Origin of the sequence: Actinomadura sp. B10D3 (assembly GCF_039871695.1) — a bacterium.
GTDB classification, from domain to species: domain Bacteria; phylum Actinomycetota; class Actinomycetes; order Streptosporangiales; family Streptosporangiaceae; genus Spirillospora; species Spirillospora madurae.
Genome location: NZ_JBDPLY010000001.1, coordinates 597,739 through 616,282, shown reverse-complemented (window position 1 = coordinate 616,282; position 18,544 = coordinate 597,739). Strand labels below are relative to the sequence as shown.

General features: G+C 73.8%; 18 protein-coding genes. 4 read left to right on the top strand and 14 right to left on the bottom strand.

What is annotated here, in order from left to right; all coding sequences use genetic code 11:
• The first annotated feature begins 2 nt into the window (after positions 1 to 2).
• The 3 genes from ABGB11_RS02690 (at position 3) to ABGB11_RS02680 (ending at position 2,729) form a co-directional block, all read left to right on the top strand.
• Entirely contained in the window at positions 3 to 374 is a 372-nt protein-coding gene (locus ABGB11_RS02690) for a MerR family transcriptional regulator (RefSeq protein ID WP_347628366.1), read from the top strand.
• A gap of 293 nt (positions 375 to 667) precedes the next feature.
• Positions 668 to 1,777: a phosphodiester glycosidase family protein gene (locus ABGB11_RS02685; RefSeq protein ID WP_347628364.1), complete on the top strand. Its 1,110-nt coding sequence runs from the start codon at positions 668 to 670 to the stop codon at positions 1,775 to 1,777.
• A 28-nt stretch (positions 1,778 to 1,805) separates the two neighbouring features.
• Positions 1,806 to 2,729: an SEC-C domain-containing protein gene (locus ABGB11_RS02680; RefSeq protein WP_347628362.1), complete on the top strand. Its 924-nt coding sequence runs from the start codon at positions 1,806 to 1,808 to the stop codon at positions 2,727 to 2,729.
• Between the two features lies 1 nt (position 2,730).
• Here the strand turns inward: ABGB11_RS02680 and ABGB11_RS02675 are convergent, their stop codons facing one another.
• From ABGB11_RS02675 to ABGB11_RS02610, 14 genes are all read right to left on the bottom strand, one after another.
• Entirely contained in the window at positions 2,731 to 3,510 is a 780-nt protein-coding gene (locus tag ABGB11_RS02675; protein ID WP_347628360.1) for an NYN domain-containing protein, read from the bottom strand.
• A 75-nt stretch (positions 3,511 to 3,585) separates the two neighbouring features.
• A complete protein-coding gene (locus ABGB11_RS02670; RefSeq protein ID WP_347628358.1) occupies positions 3,586 to 4,686 on the bottom strand; it encodes an alanine racemase in 1,101 nt (366 codons plus the stop codon).
• Positions 4,683 to 5,510, bottom strand: a complete 828-nt coding sequence (locus tag ABGB11_RS02665) for an amidohydrolase family protein (protein ID WP_347628356.1) — start codon at positions 5,508 to 5,510, stop codon at positions 4,683 to 4,685. The genes ABGB11_RS02670 and ABGB11_RS02665 overlap by 4 nt, the downstream gene beginning before the upstream one ends.
• Positions 5,507 to 6,349: an IclR family transcriptional regulator gene (locus tag ABGB11_RS02660; protein ID WP_347628354.1), complete on the bottom strand. Its 843-nt coding sequence runs from the start codon at positions 6,347 to 6,349 to the stop codon at positions 5,507 to 5,509. Before ABGB11_RS02660 ends, ABGB11_RS02665 begins: the two co-directional genes overlap by 4 nt.
• Positions 6,350 to 6,484: 135 nt before the next feature.
• A complete protein-coding gene (locus tag ABGB11_RS02655) occupies positions 6,485 to 8,062 on the bottom strand; it encodes a D-aminoacylase (protein WP_347628352.1) in 1,578 nt (525 codons plus the stop codon).
• Positions 8,059 to 8,544: a RidA family protein gene (locus ABGB11_RS02650; protein WP_347628350.1), complete on the bottom strand. Its 486-nt coding sequence runs from the start codon at positions 8,542 to 8,544 to the stop codon at positions 8,059 to 8,061. Before ABGB11_RS02650 ends, ABGB11_RS02655 begins: the two co-directional genes overlap by 4 nt.
• 23 nt (positions 8,545 to 8,567) lie before the next feature.
• Positions 8,568 to 9,569, bottom strand: a complete 1,002-nt coding sequence (locus ABGB11_RS02645) for an oligopeptide/dipeptide ABC transporter ATP-binding protein (RefSeq protein WP_347628348.1) — start codon at positions 9,567 to 9,569, stop codon at positions 8,568 to 8,570.
• Positions 9,556 to 10,557, bottom strand: coding sequence for an ABC transporter ATP-binding protein (locus ABGB11_RS02640; protein WP_347628346.1), 1,002 nt, complete (start codon positions 10,555 to 10,557; stop codon positions 9,556 to 9,558). Before ABGB11_RS02640 ends, ABGB11_RS02645 begins: the two co-directional genes overlap by 14 nt.
• Positions 10,554 to 11,456, bottom strand: coding sequence for an ABC transporter permease (locus ABGB11_RS02635; RefSeq protein WP_347628344.1), 903 nt, complete (start codon positions 11,454 to 11,456; stop codon positions 10,554 to 10,556). The genes ABGB11_RS02640 and ABGB11_RS02635 overlap by 4 nt, the downstream gene beginning before the upstream one ends.
• Complete coding sequence (locus ABGB11_RS02630; protein WP_083598088.1) at positions 11,453 to 12,412, bottom strand: ABC transporter permease; 960 nt, start codon at positions 12,410 to 12,412, stop codon at positions 11,453 to 11,455. The genes ABGB11_RS02635 and ABGB11_RS02630 overlap by 4 nt, the downstream gene beginning before the upstream one ends.
• Positions 12,413 to 12,475: 63 nt before the next feature.
• Positions 12,476 to 14,134: a peptide ABC transporter substrate-binding protein gene (locus ABGB11_RS02625; protein ID WP_347628342.1), complete on the bottom strand. Its 1,659-nt coding sequence runs from the start codon at positions 14,132 to 14,134 to the stop codon at positions 12,476 to 12,478.
• A 51-nt stretch (positions 14,135 to 14,185) separates the two neighbouring features.
• Positions 14,186 to 15,037 carry a fumarylacetoacetate hydrolase family protein gene (locus ABGB11_RS02620; protein ID WP_347628340.1) on the bottom strand — a complete coding sequence of 284 codons (852 nt, stop codon included), beginning with the start codon at positions 15,035 to 15,037 and terminating at the stop codon, positions 14,186 to 14,188.
• A 3-nt stretch (positions 15,038 to 15,040) separates the two neighbouring features.
• Complete coding sequence (locus ABGB11_RS02615; protein WP_347628338.1) at positions 15,041 to 15,979, bottom strand: Gfo/Idh/MocA family oxidoreductase; 939 nt, start codon at positions 15,977 to 15,979, stop codon at positions 15,041 to 15,043.
• Positions 15,979 to 17,001: a Gfo/Idh/MocA family oxidoreductase gene (locus ABGB11_RS02610; protein WP_347628336.1), complete on the bottom strand. Its 1,023-nt coding sequence runs from the start codon at positions 16,999 to 17,001 to the stop codon at positions 15,979 to 15,981. Before ABGB11_RS02610 ends, ABGB11_RS02615 begins: the two co-directional genes overlap by 1 nt.
• A gap of 166 nt (positions 17,002 to 17,167) precedes the next feature.
• Between ABGB11_RS02610 and ABGB11_RS02605 the strand changes: the two genes are divergently transcribed.
• The gene (locus tag ABGB11_RS02605) at positions 17,168 to 18,502 is read left to right on the top strand and encodes an aspartate aminotransferase family protein (protein ID WP_347628334.1); all 1,335 of its coding nucleotides are present in this window, start codon (positions 17,168 to 17,170) and stop codon (positions 18,500 to 18,502) included.
• The last annotated feature ends 42 nt before the right edge of the window (positions 18,503 to 18,544 follow it).

Below are 18,544 nucleotides of genomic sequence, written 5' to 3'. Positions count from 1 at the left end.
CATTGCGGATCGGCGAGTTGGCGCAGGCCACGGGGACGACACCGCGTGCGCTGCGGCACTATGAACACGCAGGGCTGATCACCTCCGGGCGGGCGCCCAACGGCTACCGGATCTATGACGAGGGCGTCGTCGTGCGGGTCCGCAACATCCGCTACCTGTTGGCCGCCGGCCTCACGCTCGAAGACGTCCGCGCGTTCCTGCCCTGTCTGGACGGCGACGTGGCAACCGCGTCGCCCTCGGACAAGGCCATCCAGGTCGCGCTGGATCGTCTCGCCGTCCTCGACGAACGCATCACCGCCCAGACCGAGGCACGCGACCGGCTGGCGGCGGCACTGCACCAGGCGACCGGACAGAGCGGCCGCACGGTCGCCTGACTTCCGCGCGCATTACGTGATCTTGCGCGGGTGTTGGTCGTCGCGGGTGGGAGGGTTCACCGGGCGCGCGTCATGATCAGCGGGCTGTTCCGCTGAGAGGGGCGTTGCCGATGCGCTGGGTCGTGGCCGGGGTCGTCGTTGCGGGGCTGGTGGTCGGGGGGTTACCTGCGTTCGCGGAGACGGCGCCGGGAACCGACGGGGCCGGGTCCGGGGAGCGGGTCGGCGGGTGGGCGCGGAGGTCGGCTGGGGTCGGGGGGCTTCGGTTCACTTCGGTGGAGCGGACGGCGCCTGGGGTGGTCTTCAAGACCTTCGAGACGTCCGGGGTCGGGGGGCGGGTGGTGGGTGATCTGCTGGACGTCGATCTGCGCGGGCCCGGTGTCTCCGTGGGGCTGCTGCATCCGCCGGTGGTCGCGGCGAGGCGGACGGTGTCGGAGATGGCGGACGCGCAGCAGGCGGTGGCCGGGGTGAACGGCGACTACTTCAACATCAGCGAGACCCATCCGGGAGTGGTGCCGACCGGGGCGTCGTCCGGGCCCGAGATGGACGGCGGACGTCCGATCAAGGGGGCCGTGCCGGACGGGCAGCGGTTCGGGCCCGCGCTGCCGCCGGGCACGTCCGCCGAGGACGTCATCGGCATCGGGACCGACCGGCGCGGGCACGTCGGGCGGCTGCACCTGACGGGGACCATCCGGGCGGGGCGGACGTCCATTGCTCTGCGCGGGCTCAACCAGTACGCGCTGCCGGTGGGGAGTGCCGGGGTGTTCGATTCCCGGTGGGGTGCGGTCTCGCGGCAGCGCGCGGTGTGCGGGACGGACGAGGTGCGCGGCGCCCCGTGCAGCACGAACACCGCCGAGGTGACCGTCCGGCGGGGTGTGGTGACGGGTGTGTCCGACAGCGCGGGTGCGGGTGCGATTCCGGAGGGCACGACCGTGCTCGTCGGGCGGGAGAAGGGCGCCGACGCGTTGCGGCGGCTGCGGCTTGGGGAGAAGGTGCGGGTGTCCTACCGGTTCGCTGGTCCACGGTTCCGGTTCGCCGTCGGCGGGTTCCCGGTTCTCAGGAACGGCAGGCCGCTGGACGGTCTGAGCCCCTTCGGCCCCGCGCCGCGGACGGCCGCCGGTGTCAGCCGCGACGGGTGGCACCTGTACCTCGTGGTGGCGGACGGACGGTCGCTGCAAAGCGCCGGCCTGACCCTCGCTGAACTGGCGTCCCTCCTGTACAAGGCCGGTGTGGACGACGGCGTGAACCTCGACGGCGGCGGCTCCTCGACCTTCGTGTCGCGAATACCTGGGGCGACGTCGGTGACCGTCCGCAACGTGCCGTCCGACGGAACGGAACGCGCCGTCGCCAACGGCATCGCCGTGTCCAGCAGGAGGGCCGGTCTCCTCGCCGGCTTGGCCTCCTGACCGGGACGGCCTCTTGTACGGCGCCGGGGTGACGGACCGAGAACGTGAGCGAGCACGGCGGCTCGCCGAGGATCTGGAACGCGACGCCGAGAAGTACCCCGAGGAACGCGCGGAGATCCTGATAGAGGCCGCCACGCAGTGGTCGCGAGCGGGCGACCCGGACCGGGCGCTGCGGATCTACGATGGCGTCGTCGCCTCGGCAGAGGAAGAGGACGCCCAGTTCGCGGCGGCCGAACGGATCTCGCTGCTCGCCGACCTCGGCCGGACCGAGGAGGCGGACGCGGAGATCATCCGGCTCGGGAAGGCCAAGCTCCGTCCGGGACCGGCCCAGCTGATCGCGGAGTTCCTCGAGGAGCGGGGACGGCTGGAAGAGGCCCTCACGTGGTTCAACATCGCCTGCCGGGACCTCATGTCGGACGACGGCGAACTCGCCGAGACCAGTCTGTTCGCGCGGCCGGAGCTGCGGGGCCGCCGGCGCGTCCGCCGGTCCCTCGGCCTCCCGCCCGACGCTCTCGATCTGCACGGTGAAGACGAGCCGGCGGAGTTGGCCGAGCTTCTGGACAGGGCCGCAGCCCGGCCCCAGCCGAACGTGGGCTCGTTCTTCGTCCGTCCCGATGTCGCCCGCGCTTTCGCCGAGGGCCTCGTCCACGGCACCGCGCCCACCGACGCGGCCTCCTACTTCCGGGAGGTCGAGCGCGGGTGGCGCGCCTCCAGCGACGAGGCCGGCGCCTCCAAGCTCCGCATCCTGCCGACGAGGGTGGACGACATCCTCAAGTACGCAAGCGACCGGGGCCGCGACCCGAAGGACCAGCAGACCCGCGCCGACCACCTCCTGGACCGCGTCCGTGAAGGTGCGGTCACCCTTGATTGGCCGCCCGAACGCAACGCCCCCTGCTGGTGCGACTCGGGCCGCAAGTACAAGAAATGCTGCGGCTCCCCCACTGGCCGCTGAGTCAGGAGGACGGCTTCTTGTCCTGGCGGCGCTTGTCGCGGACGTAGATGATGCCGGCCTTCCCGTCGCCGGGGCTGCGGCGGTCCAGGTCGAAGAGCATCGTCGCGCTGATCAGTTCGCTGAGCTTGGCGTAGCCGTAGTTGCGGGAGTCGAACTCGGGGCGCTGCTTGGTGATGATGTGGCCGACGGACGCCAGGGGAGCCCAGCCGTCCTCGTCGGAGGCCGCCTCGACGGCGTTGCGGAGGAGGTTGACGAGCGCGGTGTCCTGCTTGAGCTTCGCGGCCGGGGTCGGGGGCGCCGCCTTGAGCGTCGCGGCGGCAGGGGTGGCCGGGTCCTGGTCGTAGGCCAGGTTCTCGATGTAGATGAACTTGTCGCATGCCGCCACGAACGGTTTCGGCGTCTTGCGCTCGCCGAACCCGTAGACGGTGAGTCCCGACTCGCGGATCCTCGCGGCCAGGCGCGTGAAGTCGCTGTCGCTGGAGACCAGGCAGAACCCGTCGAAGCGGTCGGAGTACAGCAGGTCCATCGCGTCGATGACCATCGCCGCGTCCGTGGCGTTCTTGCCGGTGGTGTAGGCGAACTGCTGGACTGGCTGGATCGACTGGGCGAGCAGCTGCTCCTTCCAGCTTCGGAGGCTGGTGCCGGTCCAGTCGCCGTAGGCCCGTTTGACGTGGGCCGTGCCGTACTTCGCGACCTCCGCCAGCAGCCCCTCGACGATGGCGGCCTGGGCGTTGTCGGCGTCGATGAGGACAGCCAGCCTGTCGGCGTTCTCGCTGACCACGCGTCACACTCCCCCAGACGGAGCCGTAGGTGTCCAGTAGATCAGAGGTCGGACGCGTCCGCTCGCCGACCGCCGTCAGTGGCGGGCCTGGATCGGATGCCGCTCGACGACGGCGCCCTTCTCCACGAAATGGACGGCGCTCCACATGTTCGTCGTGCCGCACGCGTGGTTGGGGATGATGCGCAGCAGGTCTCCCACGCGCAGGGACGCGGTTCCCGGGCCGGTGAGGTAGCCGTGCTCCTCGTTTCCGTTCGGGAAGGCGACGTCCTCGATGGGCGCACCCGACGCGTCGCAGACGATGCCGAGGCCTCCGGCGTTCGCGAGCGAGTCGGAGCTCATCGCCTTGATGCCCGCGTCGATGATCGCCGTCCCGGGGCGCTGGACGCTGACGACCCGGGTCAGGACGGTCTGCGCGCACTGCCTCACGCAGGCGCTGCCGAGCCCGACCTGGTTGGCGTCGAAGTAGACGTAGGTGCCGGGGCGCGCCTCGGTCACCCCCGGGGCGAACGGCGCCGACGTCGCCCCCGGCGTCGAGCCGACCGACACCAGCGGGCACGCGTGGCCGTCCGCGCGCAGGGCCTCGGCGACCTCCGCGAGCGTCCGCCCCGCGAGGCCTCCGGCCGCCTCCAGCGCCGGACGGTCGGTGCCGTGCGCGGCGAGGTGCCCTTCGTGCGTGAGGACGCCCCGCAGTTCGAGGGCGGGCAGCTTGGCCAGGTCCGCGGCGGTGCGGACGGCCCTGTCGGGGTCGACCCCCGCGCGGTGCAGGCCGGTGTCCACCTCCAGCACGAACGGGACGGCGACACCGGCCGCCGAGGCGGCCTCCGAGAGCGGCCCGGCGGCCTCCACCGAGTCGAGCGCGACGGTCAGCCCGCCCCGGGCGAGGGCCTCGACCGCGAACGCGACCTTGGCCGGCCCCACCGGCTGGTGCGCCCACAGCACGTCCTCGACGCCCTCGTCCTGGAGCAGCGCGACCTCCGCCGGGGTCGCGCACGTGAAGCCGGACGCGCCGTGCGCGAGCTGGCGGCGGGCGACGGCGACGCACTTGGACGTCTTGAAGTGCGGGCGCAGCGCCACCCCGGCCGCGCCGATCGCGTCGGCCATCCCGGCGAGGTTGTCCTCCATGCGGGTGCGGTCGACGAGCAGCGCGGGCGTGGCCAGGTCCTGCAGCGGGGTCACGCCAGCCCCATCTCCGGACGCGGGTCGCCGTCCAGAAGCCATTCGACGGTCTCCTTCCTGATCTCCGGGAAGCCGGACGGGCGCCGACCGACCATCTCGCGCAGCCCGGCGACGGCCTCGTCGGGCGTCCAGAGCGGGAAGTCCGAGCCGAAGACGAGCTTGCCGACCACGTCCCACTCCTGCGCCCGTGCGAGCGCGAGGTAGCCGTCCATCGGTCGCGCCCACGAAGCTGAGACGTCGGAATACACGCGGCGGTTCTTGCGCAAGGTCACGATCGTCTCACGCTGCCAGGGATGCCCGAGGTGCGCGATGATCTGGACGAGGTCGGGGTGCCGGCGCGCCACCTCGTCCACGACGAGCGGGTTGCTGACCGACAGGTCGCCCGCCGGGCTCGGCGTCGCCCCCATGTGCCACAGCACGACGAGGCCCGCGTCGGCCGCCGCCCGGTAGAACGCGTCGTACTTGGCGTCGCGCGGGTCGAACAGCGCCAGCACCGGGTACAGCTTGATGCCGCGCAGGCCGCGCGCCACGCCGTCGGCGAGCTGGTCGAGGACGTCGGGGTCGGTGGGGTCCAGCGCCATGAACCCGATCGTCTCCGTCTCGGTGCCCGCGCAGAACTCCTCGGTGTAGGAGTTCGGGGTGAGGACGCCCGCCGCGGTCGCCCGGATGCCGAACACGCAGGCGGCGGTCACCGGCTTCATCGCGCGGTCGTAGTCGGCCCGGCCGAACTCGTGGGCGCCCCGCCCGTAGACGGGCCGCCAGTGGTCGTCCCACTCGTGGCCCCAGTGCTCGGGACGCTGGCAGTGGGTGTGGAAGTCGATCAAGCATCCTCCCGGGGTCGGGGCGCGCCGGGGCGCAGGGACGAGCGGAGGTAGTCCAGCGCGGCGACGACGTCGGCGTCGGCGGCGAGGCCGGCCGCGGCGGCGCGCAGCCGGTCCAGGTAGCCGGCCCGCCGCGCGTCGTCGTACTCGGCGGACGGCCCCGACACGCTGACGGCGGCGACGCAGACCCCGTCCACCTCGACGGGCGCGGCGACGCAGCGCAGGCCGACGCTGCCCTCGTTGTCGTCGACGGCGTGCCCGCGCCGGGCGGTCTCGCGCAGGTCGCGGACCAGCGCATCGGTCGTGGTGAAGGTGTGCTCGGTGCGGGCCGGGAACGGCTCGGGCGGCAGGTGCGGGGCGAGCTCGGACGGGTCGAGGCGGGCGAGCAGCATCTTGCCGAGCCCGGTGCAGTACGCGGCGTCGCGGGTGCCGGGCGTGGTGTGGAAGCGGATCGGCCGGTCGGGTTCGCGGACGCACACGTGCAGGACCTCCCGGCCGTCCAGCACCCCGAGGTTGGCGGTCTGCCCGGTGTCCTCGGCGACGCCGGCGAGGTGCTCGCCCGCGACCTGCGACAGGTCGAGGCCGGTGAGGTACGCGGACGACAGCGTCAGCGTCTTGTGGCCGAGCCGGTAGGCGGGGCGCTCGTCGGCGCGGACCACGTACCCCATCTCCTCCAGCACGCCGAGGAGCCGGACGAGGGTGCTCTTCGGCAGGCCGGTGGCCGCGTTGAAGTCGTTGAGGGTGAGCGTGCCGCCCCGCTCGGCCAGCCGCTCCAGCAGGGCCAGGCCGCGGGCGAGCGCGTTCGCGTGGTAGTTGGCCGCGGCCGGGCGGTCGTCGTCCACGGTGCCGCCGCGGGGCCGTGCCGGCTTACTCGGTGCCGGCTTGTTCGGTGCCGGCTTACTCGGTGCCGGCTTACTCGGTGCCCGCGTGCTCGGTGCCCCTGGGGTTCTCTCCATGGGTGGGTGCCTCGTCTCCGATCAGGGGGTGCGCAGGATCTCGCCGGGCCGCGCGCCGCGGTGCGCGCCGTCCTCGACCACGGCGCGGCCGTTGACGACGACCGCGCGGATCCCGTCCGGATACTGCTGGGGTGCTGCGAACGTAGCCCGGTCGGCGATCCCGGCGGGGTCGAAAACGGCGATGTCGGCCGCCGCCCCCGCGCGGAGCACGCCGCGCCCGGCGAGCCCGGCCCGCTCGGCGGGCGCCGAGGTGCACTTGCGGACGGCCTCGGCGAGCCCGAGCCGGTCCGCTTTGGGACGGTCCCCCGCGCCCCGGACGTACTCGGCGAACAGCCGCGGGTAGCAGCCGTACGAGCGCGGGTGCGGGGTGCCGCTCCCGGTCGGTCCGTCCGGGTCGAGGGCCTGGCCGTCCGAGCCGATCACCCCGGCCGGGTGGGCGAGCGCGTCGAGCAGGTCGCGCTCGCTGCGCCCGCCCGCCACCATCTGCACGCCGTTGCCGTGCTCGGCGACGAGGTCGAGCGCCACCCGCGCCGGGTCGGTGCCGGCGTCGGCGGCGAGGTCGGTGAGCGGCCGCCCGCCCACGGCGATCTGGTCCCAGGTGTTCGGCATGTCGCGCCACTCGTCGGTGATGCGGGCGCGGACGGCGCTGTCGGCCAGCCTGGCCCGCATCGGGCCCTCGCCGCCGTCCTGCGCCCAGGCGGGCAGGAGCTGCGACAGCGGCGCGTTCCCGGCCAGGTAGGGGTAGATGTCGAAGGCGACGTCCAGGCCCGCTCCGCGGGCGGCGTCGATCAGCTCCAGCGCCCGCGCGACCGAGCCGTGGTTGCGGCGGCCGACGGCGACCAGGTGCGAGATCTGGGTGCGGCAGCCGGTCGCCGCCGCGACCCGCAGCGCCTGCCGGACGGAGTCGAGCAGCCCGTCGGCGTAGTCGCGGACGTGCCAGGCGAACAGCCGGCCGTGTGCGGCGGCGGTGCGGCCGAGCGCCTCCAGCTCGTCCTCGCGCGCGTAGCAGACGGGCGCGTAGACCAGGCCGGTGGAGACGCCGGCGGCGCCCGCGGCGAGCGCGTCGCCGAGCAGGCCGCGCATCCGGTCGAGCGCGGCGGCGCCGGCCGGGCGGTCGCCGAACCCGACCGCCGCCGCGCGCAGCGGCGTGTGCGCGACGAGCGCGGCCACGTTCACCGCCGGGCGGGCGGCGGAGAGCGCGTCGAAGTAGCCGGGCAGGTCCGTCCAGTCCCAGCGGACGGCCGGGTCCAGGTCCAGGTAGCCCGCGGCCGAGCGCAGGGCTTCCCGGTAGGCCTGGGAGGCGTCGGCGACGGGCGTCACGCCGAGGCCGCAGTTGCCGACCACGACCGTCGTGATCCCCTGCCGGACCGCGCTGTGGGCCTCGGGGGACGACAGCAGCGTCAGGTCGGAGTGGGTGTGGACGTCCACGAACCCCGGCGTCACGACGTGCCCGGACGCGTCCAGCGTCCGCGCCGCGGGGCGTCCCGCGAGGTCGCCGATCGCCTCCACCCGCCCGCCCGCCACCGCGACGTCGGCGCGGCGCGGGGCGGACCCGGTGCCGTCGACGACCGTCCCGCCGGCGATGAGCAGGTCCGTCACGGCGCCTGCGTCCGCAGCCGGAACGTCGCCTGCACCTCCACCGGGCTCCCGGTCGGCAGCGCCGCCACCCCGAGCGCGACCCGCGCGTGCCGCCCGGCGGACTCGCCCAGCACCTCGGTGAACAGCGCCGTCGCCGCGTCGGCCACCAGGTGCTGGTCGGTGAACCCGGGCGCGGACGCCACCCACACCGACACCGCCTCCACGTGCTCGACCGCGCCGAGCCCGCCGTCGCCGGCCAGCTCGTCCCGGACGGCGGTCAGGACGTTGCGGGCGCACTGCCACGCGCAGGACCGCGCCGTGTCGAGGGTGACGTCCTCCCCCACGCGGCCCTCCGCGAGCAGCTTCCCGTCGCGGGCGGCGACCTGCCCCGAGGCGATCAGGGACGCGCCGGTGCGGCGGGCGGCGGCGACGGGCGGCCGCTCCCCCGCGGGCCCCGGTTCGGCGGGGGCGGCGGCCAGTCGTCGGTCTGCGTCGTGGTGCACGGGTCTCCTCCGGGTGAGAGCGGTCAGGCCGTGGCCGGGACGTCGGCCTCGGCGAAGTGGCAGGCGACGGGATGCCCGGCGCCGGGGCGCACGACCAGCGGCGGCGCCTCGGTCGCGCAGACGTCCTGGGCCTTCCAGCAGCGGGTGCGGAAGCGGCAGCCGGACGGCGGGTCGATCGGGCTCGGCACGTCGCCGGTCAGCGTGATCCGCTCCCGGCCGGTGCGCCCGCCCGGACGCGGCGACGGGACGGCCGACAGCAGCGCCTGCGTGTAGGGGTGCGCCGGGCTCCGGAAGATCTCGTCCCGGGTGCCCTGCTCCACGATCGTCCCGAGGTACATGACGGCGATCTCGTGCGAGACGTGCCGCACCACCGACAGGTCGTGCGAGATGAACAGGTACGCCACGCCCAGCTCGCGCTGGAGCTCCCGCAGCATGTTGACGACCTGCGCCTGGATCGACACGTCCAGCGCGCTGACCGGCTCGTCCAGCACCAGGACCTTCGGGCCGAGGGCGAGCGCGCGGGCGATCCCGATCCGCTGCCGCTGCCCGCCGGAGAACTCGTGCGCGTACCGGCGGGCGTGCGACGGCGCGAGCCGCACCATGTCGAGCAGCTCGGCGACGCGCCTCTCGCCGCCGTCGCCGTAGCGGCCCTGCACGCGCAACGGCTCGGCGATGATGTCGTGGACGGTCATCCGCGGCGACAGCGACGCGTACGGGTCCTGGAACACCAGCTGCAGGTCGCGGCGCAGGGCGCGCAGCTCGGCGCCGCGGGCGCGGGTGACGTCCCGCCCGGCGACGACGATCCGCCCGGCGGTGGGCTCCAGCAGCCGCACCACCATGCGTCCCGTGGTCGTCTTGCCGCAGCCGGACTCGCCGACCAGCCCGAGCGTGCGCCCCGCGCGCAGGGAGAAGTCGACGCCGTCGACGGCGTGAACGCCGCCGGTCCGCAGGCGCAGCGGCCCCGACCGCACCGGATAGTGCTTCACCAGACCGGAGACGGAGAGGATCTCGTCAGGCTCGGCCATCGATGTCCTCCTCGGCCAGCTCGTGGTGGAAGTGGCAGGCGCTCGCGCGTCCCGCCCCGGCCGGGGTCAGGTCGGGACGTTCCTCGCGGCACCGGTCACGGGCCAGCGGGCAGCGCGGCGCGAACGCGCATCCCCGCGGGATCTCGCCGGGGGACGGCGGGGAACCGGGGATGGGCGTCAGGTCGTCGGCGTCGCCGTCCAGCGTGGGCAGGCTCTCCAGCAGGCCCCGCGTGTACGGGTGCCGGGGCGACTCGAAGATCTCGGCGACGGGTCCGTGCTCGACGACGCGCCCGGCGTACATCACCACGACCCGGTCGGCCAGCTCGGCGACCACGCCGAGGTCGTGGGTGATCAGCACGGTCGCGGCGCCGGTCTCCCGCCGCGTCAGCCGCAGCAGGTCCAGCACCTGGGCCTGGACGGTCACGTCCAGCGCGGTCGTGGGCTCGTCCGCGATCAGCAGGTCGGGGTCGTTGGCGATGGCCATCGCGATCATCGCGCGCTGGCGCATCCCGCCGGAGAACTCGTGCGGGTACTGCTTGAGCCGCCGCTCCGCCCCCGGCACCCCGACGAGGGTGAGCAGCTCGGCGGCCCGCTTCCGGGCCGCGCCCCGCGACATGCCCGGCCGGTGCAACCGGAGCGCCTCGCGGAGCTGCGCCCCGATCGACACGACCGGGTTCAGCGCCGTCATCGGATCCTGGAAGATCATCGCGATCCGGCCGCCGCGCAGGCCGCGCAGCTCGCGCGGGGGCATCGCGCGCAGGTCGGAGCCGTCGAACACGACCCGCCCCGACACCACCCGGCCGGGCGGCTTGATCAGCCCGAGCGCCGACATCGCGGTGACGCTCTTGCCCGACCCGGACTCGCCGACGACGCCGAGCGTCTCGCCCGGCGCGACGCTGTAGCCGGCGCCGTCCACGGCCCGGACGGTCTCCTCGTCGCCGTCGAACTCGACGACCAGGTCCTCGATCTCCAGCAGCGGCCGGGTCATGTCCGGCCTCCCGGCGTGACGGCGTCGCGCAGGCCGTCCCCGACGAAGTTGACGGCGAGCACCGTCACCGCGATCGCGACGCCCGGCGGTATCCACAGCCACGGCATCGTCTGGATCAGCGTCAGGTTCTGCGCGTCGTTCAGCATGTTCCCCCAGCTCGCCCGGGGCGGCCGGACGCCGAGGCCGAGGAACGACGCGGTGGTCTCCAGCATGATCGCCTGCGCGACCGCCAGCGTGCCGGTCACCGTGACCGGCGCCAGCGCCGCGGGGACGATGTGCTTTCGGATCAGCCACCACCCGTTCGCCCCGGCCGCCTCGGCGGCCTGGATGTACTCGCGGTCGCGCAGCGACAGCGTCACGCCGCGCACCACCCGCCCGGCGACCGGCCACTGCGTCAGCCCGATCGCGGCGATCAGCACCGTCACGCTCGGCCCGACGATCCCGGCGAGGACGAGGATCACCACCACCGTCGGGAACGACATCACGATGTCGGCGATCCGCATGATCGCGTTGTCGACGACGCCGCCGAACAGGCCCGCGACCGCGCCGAGCAGCGTCCCGGCCACCATCGCGCCAATGGCCGCGGTCAGCCCGACCAGCAGCGAGACCCGTCCCGCGTAGAGGGTCCGGGCGAACACGTCGCGACCGGAGGCGTCGGTGCCGAACCAGTGCGCGCCGGACGGCCCCTGCCGGACGGCGTCCAGGTCCACGGCGTTCGGCGGATGGCCCGCGATCAGCGGGGCCAGCACCGTCAGCAGCACCACCGCCGCGAGCACGGCGCTCCCGGCGACGGCGAGCCGGTTGCGGCGGAACCGGCGCAACGCCCGCGCCCGCGGCGAGGCGGACGCGCCCGGGCCGCCGGTCTTCCGCACCGCCGTGCCGGCGGGTGTCGCGCTCATCGCAGGCTCACTCTCGGGTCGACGACGGCGTACAGGACGTCCGCGATCAGGTTGCAGAGCAGCACCAGGACGGCCACGTACAGCGCGAAGCCGACGATGACCGGATAGTCGTGCTGGCCGATCGAGCTGACCGCGAGCTGGCCCATGCCGGGCCAGGCGAAGACCTGCTCGATCACCACCGCGCCCGCCAGCATCTGCGGGATCTGGTACATCACCACGGTGATCAGCGGGATGAGGGAGTTGCGCAACGCGTGCCGCAGCACGACCCGGGCCGGGGACGCGCCCTTGGCCTCGGCCGTCCGGACGTAGTCGGCGCCGAGCTCGTCCACGAGGCCGCCGCGCACGTACCGGGTGAACGGCCCCGCGGTGACGAACGCGAGGATCAGCCCAGGCAGGACCAGGTGCCGCAGCTGGTCGGCGGGCCCGCCGCCGCCCGGCGTGGTCATCCCGGCGGACGGGAGCAGCTGCCACTTCAGGGAGAACAGGTAGATCCCGACGATGCCGAGGAAGAACGGCGGCACCGACACGGCGGCCAGGCCCAGCACGGTCGCGCCGTAGTCGACGGCGGTGTTGCGGCGCAGCGCCGCGGCCACGCCGAGCGCGACCGACACGACGAGCGCGACCGCCAGGGCGGCGCCCATGAGCTGCAGCGTCGGCCCGAGCCGCTCGCCGAGCACCGCGGAGACGGGGCGGTGCCCGACGTAGGAGTACCCGAAGTCGCCGTGCAGCGCGCCCGACAGCCAGTGCCAGTACTGGACGACGACCGACCGGTCCAGGCCGAGCTCGTGCCGCTTCGCCTCGATGAACGCCGCGCCGCCGCCGCGCATCTGCTCGGGGTCGACCATCATGCGGACCGGGTCGCCGGGAGCGACCCGCACCAGGACGAAGATGCCGATGCTGATCAGCACGAACACCAGCACGTTGACCAGCAGGCGCCGGATGACGTAGGCCGCCACGCCTCACCTCCTTCCGTCCGTACCGGCCGGCGGCCGGGGGGCTCCCCCCGGCCACCGGGCGGGTCAGCTCAGTTTCCAGTTCGCGAAGTCCCAGAACCCGACCTCGTTCGTCGGGATGCCGGACGGCTCGAAGCCCGACAGCCGGGTCCGGTAGGCCCAGACCGTGTCCGGGTTGTACAGCCACAGGTAGGGAACCTGCGCGTTCTCGGTCTTGGCCGCCTGCTGGAACAGGCTCGTGCGCTCGGCCGGCGCCGCGACCGAGTCGGCCTTGGCGAGCAGGCCGTCCAGGCCCTTGTCGCAGAAGCGGCTGATGTTCCCGCCCGCCGGATAGGCCTGGTCGCAGGCGTCGATGGTGGCCACGGTGGACGGCTCGGTCGCGTAGTTGCCGCCGCCGAACAGCGCCAGGTCGAAGCTCTTCTTCTCGTAGGACGAGAGCAGCTCGTCGGCCTGCACCTGCTTGAGCTCCACGTTCACGCCGACGGCCTTGAGCTGGCTCTGGATCACCGTCGCGGCGGTGTCGCGGTCGCGCTGCCCGGGGATCCACGACAGCGTCACGGGCTTGGAGCCGTCCCAGCCGGCCGCGGAGAGCAGGCTCTTGGCCTTCGCCGGGTCGTAGGCGTACTGCTCCCCCGCGGACGAGGCGAGATCGCCGTAGAAGCTCGTGTTCACGACCGTCCCGGCGCCGCCGAGCACCTTGCCGACCAGGCCCTTCCGGTCGATCGCGGTCAGCAGGGCCTGCCGCACCCGCACGTCCTTGAACCGGCTCTGCGACTGGTTGACGGCGATCCGGGTGAAGCCGGGGCTCTTGGCCGAGACGACCTTGACGCCGTCCATCTTCCGGACGGTCGGCAGGTCGGTCGGGGACACCTGGGTGAGGTCCATCTCGCCGGTGCGCAGCTGGGCGGTGGCGACGTCGGAGGTGACCGGCTTCAGGAACACCTTCTTGATCGAGACGGGGTCCCGGAAGTTCGGGTTGGCCTTCAGCTCGACGTACTGGTCGGTCTTGTAGTCGACGAACGTGAACGCGCCCGCGCCGACGGTGGGCTTGGTGAAGAAGGCGTTGTCGCCGAGCCCCTTCGCCGGGACCTTGCCGAGGACGTGCTCGGGCAGGATCGGCGTGTTCCCGATCAGGCCGGGCAGCCCCGCCGCCGGCCGGCTCGTCGTGATCTTCACGGTGGTCGCGTCCGGCGCGGTGACGCCCTTGAGCGCGTCGGCCTTGCCGTCCGCGAGGGCCTTCGCGCCCGTCACGGCGCCGAACTTGCCCGCCTGGGCGCTGCCCGTCGCGGGGTTGGCGAGGGCGGTGAAGGTGAACACCACGTCCTTCGCCGTGAGCGGCTTCCCGTCGCTCCACTTCAGGCCGGGCTTCAGCGAGATCGTGATCGTCTTCGCGTCGTCGGACACCTGCGGCGCGTCGGCGGCCAGGTGCGGCTTCAGGCCGTAGGACGCGTCCGCGCCGTACAGCGAGTCGAAGACGAACGACATCACGAGCTGGTCGGGCCCGTTGTTGGGCGCGAGCGGGCTGAAGGTCTTCGGCTTCTGGTACAGGTACATGTTCAGCACGCCGGCGTCCCCGCCGGAGGACTTCTGCGTGGGGTCGGAACTGCAGGCGGCGAGCGCGCCCGCCGCGAGCACGCCGCCCAGCACGGCCGCGGCGCCCCGCCGCGCGGCCCCCCGGCCGGCCCTCGCGCCGCCGGCCCTCGCTCTGCCGGAACGAATGGTCATGACTTGCCTCTTCTCGGCGGTGGCCGGGACGCCGCCCGGCCACTGGTCCGCTCAGCGGACGCGGTTCACCAGGCTTCCGAGCCCGGTCACGCGGACCGTCATCTCGTCGCCTGCGGACAGGAACTCCCCCGATGCCAGCCCCACCCCGGACGGCGTGCCGGTGTACAGCACGTCGCCGGGCTCCAGCGTCATCAGCCGGGACGCGAACGCCACCAGCTCCGCGACGTTGAAGATCATCTGACCGGTGTCGCCGTGCTGCCGGACCCGCCCGTTGACCTCCAGGGTCACCTCGAGCTTCTGCGGGTCGGGCACCTCGTCCGCCGTGACGAGGTACGGGCCGAGCGCGGCGAACCCGTCGAGCCACTTGCCGTTCAGCCAGTCGAAGAACGCGACCGCGGAATCCTCGGTGTCGCGTTCGTGGCCGTAGTCCATCCTCCGGGCGGACACGTCGTTGCCGATCGTGTAGCCGCCGACGTGGCCGAGCGCGTCCTCGACCGGGATGTCCTTGCCGCCGCGGCCGATCACCGCGACCAGCTCGGCCTCCCAGTCGACGCTCGGGCTCACGGACGGGAGCGCGATCTCCTCGCCGGGGCCGCTGACGGCGGTCACCGGCTTGATGAACAGCCGCGGCGAGATCCGCGACTTGTCGAGCCGGTCGCCGCCGGTCTCGGTCACGTGCTCCTGGTAGTTGGCCGCGACCGCGAGGATCTTGCCGGGCCGCCGCAGCGGCGCGAGCAGCGCCACCTCGTCGAGGGGGCGGCCGGCGCCGGTCCCGGCCGGGATCGCGTCGAGCGCGCCGATCACCGCGCCGAGGTCGCCGGGGCCGAGGTCGGTGACCCGGTCGCCGGTGACCTCGCCGTGCCGGACCTCGCCGTCCGGCAGGCGGTAGGTGGCGAGCTTCATCGTTCAGACCTCCGGGGAGTCGAGCGGCACGGGCGTGCCGAGGGCGAGCGAGCGGGCCGCGGCGTCGGTGACGCGCAGCGCGGCGAGGGCGTCGGCGGGACCGGCCTCGGGCGGGCGCCCGGTGGCGATCGCGGTGTGCAGCGCCGTGAGCATGCGGGCGACGGTGCCGGGGCCGTGCCAGGCGTGCCGGTTCCCGGCCACCGTCCGGACGGACGCGCCGGGCCTGGCGGCGTCGACGTCGAGGACGCCGCCTGATCCGCTGACGCGGTAGCGGTGCAGCGCCATGCCCGGCGCGTCCGCGGTCCCGCGCAGCCGGCCGACCGTGATCGTGCTGGTCAGGCCGTGCTCGTGGTCGAGCAGCAGGACGGTGAGCCGGGCGCGGTCGCGGCCCGGCAGGGCGTGCACCCGGCGGACGGCCTGCCCGGTGAGGGCGCGCACCACGTCCACCGGGTAGAGGCCGAAGTTGACCAGCTCGCCGTCCGGGCACGGGTCACCGCCGTCGACGAGGAAGTCGGCCTGGACGTTCCAGGGGAGCCCGATCCGCCCCGAGGCGAGCGCGTTCCTGGCGGACTGGACGGCGGCGCCGAAGCGGTGGTGGTGGGCGGGCATGCAGACCAGCCCGGTCTCGGCGGCGACCGCCGCGATCTCCTCGACGTCGGCCTCCTCCAGGGCGAGGGGCTTGTCGGCGAGGACGTGGCAGCCGGCGCGCAGCGCCTCGATGACGCGTGCGGCCCTTTCGGCGGGCGGCGCGCACACGCAGACGACGTCGGCGCCGGTCTCGCGGGCCGCGGCCGTGAGGTCCGAGGCGGCGGGCTCCACGACGGTGAAGCCGGGGTGCTCGCGGAACGCGGGGAGGTACATGTCGTTCTGGTGGTCCTGGGTTCCGAACCCGCCGGCCCCCCAGGGCAGCACCTTCAGCACCCGCATGGCACGCCCGCTCATCACGGCGCCTCCTTCAGGACGTCGGCCACCCGCACGGGCCGGCCGCTCGCGATCGAGCGCTCCGCGGCGACGCCCATCGCCACGGCGAACAGGCCGTCCGCGCCGGTCACCGCGGGCGGCCCGCCGGCGACCGCGTCGGCCCAGGCCGCGATCTGGGCGGCGAACCCGTCGGTGCCGCCGGGCGGGAGCAGCGCGGTGCCGGACTCGTCGGTGACCGTCCCGGCCTCGGCGTCCCACGGGATCGTGAGGATCCCGCCGGTGCCGGCGAGCATGACGTCGCGGCGGGCGAAGGAGGCGGGGCGGTGCCCGCGGCTCATCTCGCACACGGCGGTCGCGCCGTCCGCGAACCCGACCGTCATCTCCAGGTAGTCGTGGATGCCGAGTTCGGCGGCGGTCTGCCGGCGGCCCCGCGCGTACACGGTCTCGGGAGTGCCGCCCGTCCACCAGGTGACGAGGTCCAGCAGGTGGACGCCGTTGTGCAGCGCGTGCCCGCCGGAGCGGACGGGGTCGAGCATCCAGCCGCGCCAGTCGGGCCAGATCCACCCGCCGAGGATGGACAGCCGGACGAGCTCCACCGTCCCGAGCTCGCCGGACCGGACGACGTCCCGGACCGTCCGCGCGTAGTCGTAGTGGCGGTGGCTGTGCGCCGGCATCAGCACCCGCCCGGCCGCGGCGAACGCCTCGACGGCGCGCCGGGCGCCCGCGACGTCCACGGCGAGCGGCTTCTCGATCAGCAGGTGGGCGCCCGCCTCGGCGATCTGGACGGCGAGCTCCGCGTGGGTGTCGTTCGGGGTGCACACCACGCAGCCGGACGCACCGGACTCGGCCAGCGCGGCGTCGAGGTCGGTGAACCACGGCACGCCGCCGTTCGCGCGGGACGCGGCGGCGGCCCGGCCGGGGTCGATGTCGACCACGCCGACGAGCGCCAGCCGCGGCTCGGCATGGATCGCGGCGGCGTGCTGCGCGGCGATGAAGCCGGTGCCGACGACCAGCGTCGGCATCGGCACGGAATCGGATTCCATGTCGAGGGATCCTGAGCGACCGGCCATTCGCGTGTCAAGGGGTGTTCAAAAAAAATCTCGACTCACAGCAGCTCAGACCACCTTCCTTCAAGTTCGACCTTGACATGGAACACCTTTCCATGAACCATTCGGCCGAAAGTCATCAAGGACCTTGGGGGCCATCAGAATGACCACCGCCGAGCTGGCCGGGCAGACCTCCGGCGGCGCGCGGCTGCTCGCCGCCGCCCGCGCCGTGATCCCCGGCGGCGTCAACTCCGCCACCCGCCTGGTGGGGCGGCCGCACGCGCTGACCGCCGCGTCCGGCGCCTACGTCACCGACGCCGACGGGCGCCGCTACCTCGACTACCACGCGGCGTTCGGCGCGATCCTGCTCGGCCACGCCGCGCCCGAGGTGGACGACGCGGTCCGCGCCGCCATCGGCGGGATCGACCTCGTCGGCTGGGGCGTCACCGAGCCCGAGATCGAACTGGCCCGGCTGGTCGCCGAGACGATCCCGTCCGCCGAGCAGATGATCTCGGCGATGTCGGGCAGCGAGGCCACCGCCCAGGCGATCCGGCTGGCGCGCGCCGTCACCGGCCGGCCGCTGATCGTCAAGTTCCAGGGCGGCTTCCACGGCTGGCATGACGCCGTCGCCCGCAACGTGATCTCCGCGCCGGAGCGCGCCTACGGCGCCGACCCGCTGTCGGAGGGCATCCTGCCCGAGGCGCTCGGCTCGACGCTGATCGCCGAGTTCAACGACCTGGACTCGGTGCGCGCGCTGCACGAGGCGCACCCGGAGCGGATCGCCGCCGTGATCATGGAGCCCATCCCGCACAACGTCGGCGCGCTCGTGCCGTCCGCGGAGTTCGTCGAGGGGCTGCGCGCCCTGACGCGGGAGCAGGGCTCACTGCTGATCTTCGACGAGGTGATCACCGGCTTCCGGCACGCGCCGGGGGGCTACCAGGAGGTCTGCGGCGTCCGGCCGGACCTCACCACGTTCGGCAAGGCGATGGGCAACGGCTACCCGATCGCCGGGCTCGCCGGGCCCCGCCGGCTCATGGAGCGGTTCAGCTCCGCGGGCGGCGACGTCCTGCTGGCCGGCACGTTCAACGGCAACCCGGTCTCGTCCGCCGCCGCGATCGCCACCATCCGCTACCTGCTCGACCACCCGGACTTCTACGAGCGGACGCACGCGCTCGGCGAGCGGATGCGCGCCGGGCTGGCCGGGATCTGCGAGGAGCTCGGCATCGAGGCCACCGCCGCGGGCTTCGGCGGCGTCTTCAGCCTCTACTTCGCCGCCGGCCCCATCCGCGGGTACCGCGACCTGATGCGCAACAACGACGACGCCTACGTCGCCTTCCACCGCCGCATGACCGACCGCGGCTTCCTGATGCTCCCGCTCTCGCTCAAGCGCAACCACATCTCCGCCGCCCACACCCAGGAGGACGTCGACCGGACGTTGGAGGCCGCACGGGACGTCCTGCGCGGCATCCGCGACGACGGCCTGCTCTCCCCCGCCTGAAGCGTGCCCGCCTGACCCGTGCCCGCCCGCGTCCCACTGTCC

Bases quoted from the DNA above. Each gene is read 5' to 3' on its own strand.
- ABGB11_RS02645 (WP_347628348.1), bottom strand. From the start codon at position 9,569: ATGGCCGAGCCTGACGAGATCCTCTCCGTCTCCGGTCTGGTGAAGCAC.
- ABGB11_RS02640 (WP_347628346.1), bottom strand. From the start codon at position 10,557: ATGACCCGGCCGCTGCTGGAGATCGAGGACCTGGTCGTCGAGTTCGAC.
- ABGB11_RS02635 (WP_347628344.1), bottom strand. From the start codon at position 11,456: ATGAGCGCGACACCCGCCGGCACGGCGGTGCGGAAGACCGGCGGCCCG.
- ABGB11_RS02625 (WP_347628342.1), bottom strand. From the start codon at position 14,134: ATGACCATTCGTTCCGGCAGAGCGAGGGCCGGCGGCGCGAGGGCCGGC.
- ABGB11_RS02620 (WP_347628340.1), bottom strand. From the start codon at position 15,037: ATGAAGCTCGCCACCTACCGCCTGCCGGACGGCGAGGTCCGGCACGGC.
- ABGB11_RS02615 (WP_347628338.1), bottom strand. From the start codon at position 15,979: ATGAGCGGGCGTGCCATGCGGGTGCTGAAGGTGCTGCCCTGGGGGGCC.
- ABGB11_RS02610 (WP_347628336.1), bottom strand. From the start codon at position 17,001: ATGGAATCCGATTCCGTGCCGATGCCGACGCTGGTCGTCGGCACCGGC.
- ABGB11_RS02605 (WP_347628334.1), top strand. From the start codon at position 17,168: ATGACCACCGCCGAGCTGGCCGGGCAGACCTCCGGCGGCGCGCGGCTG.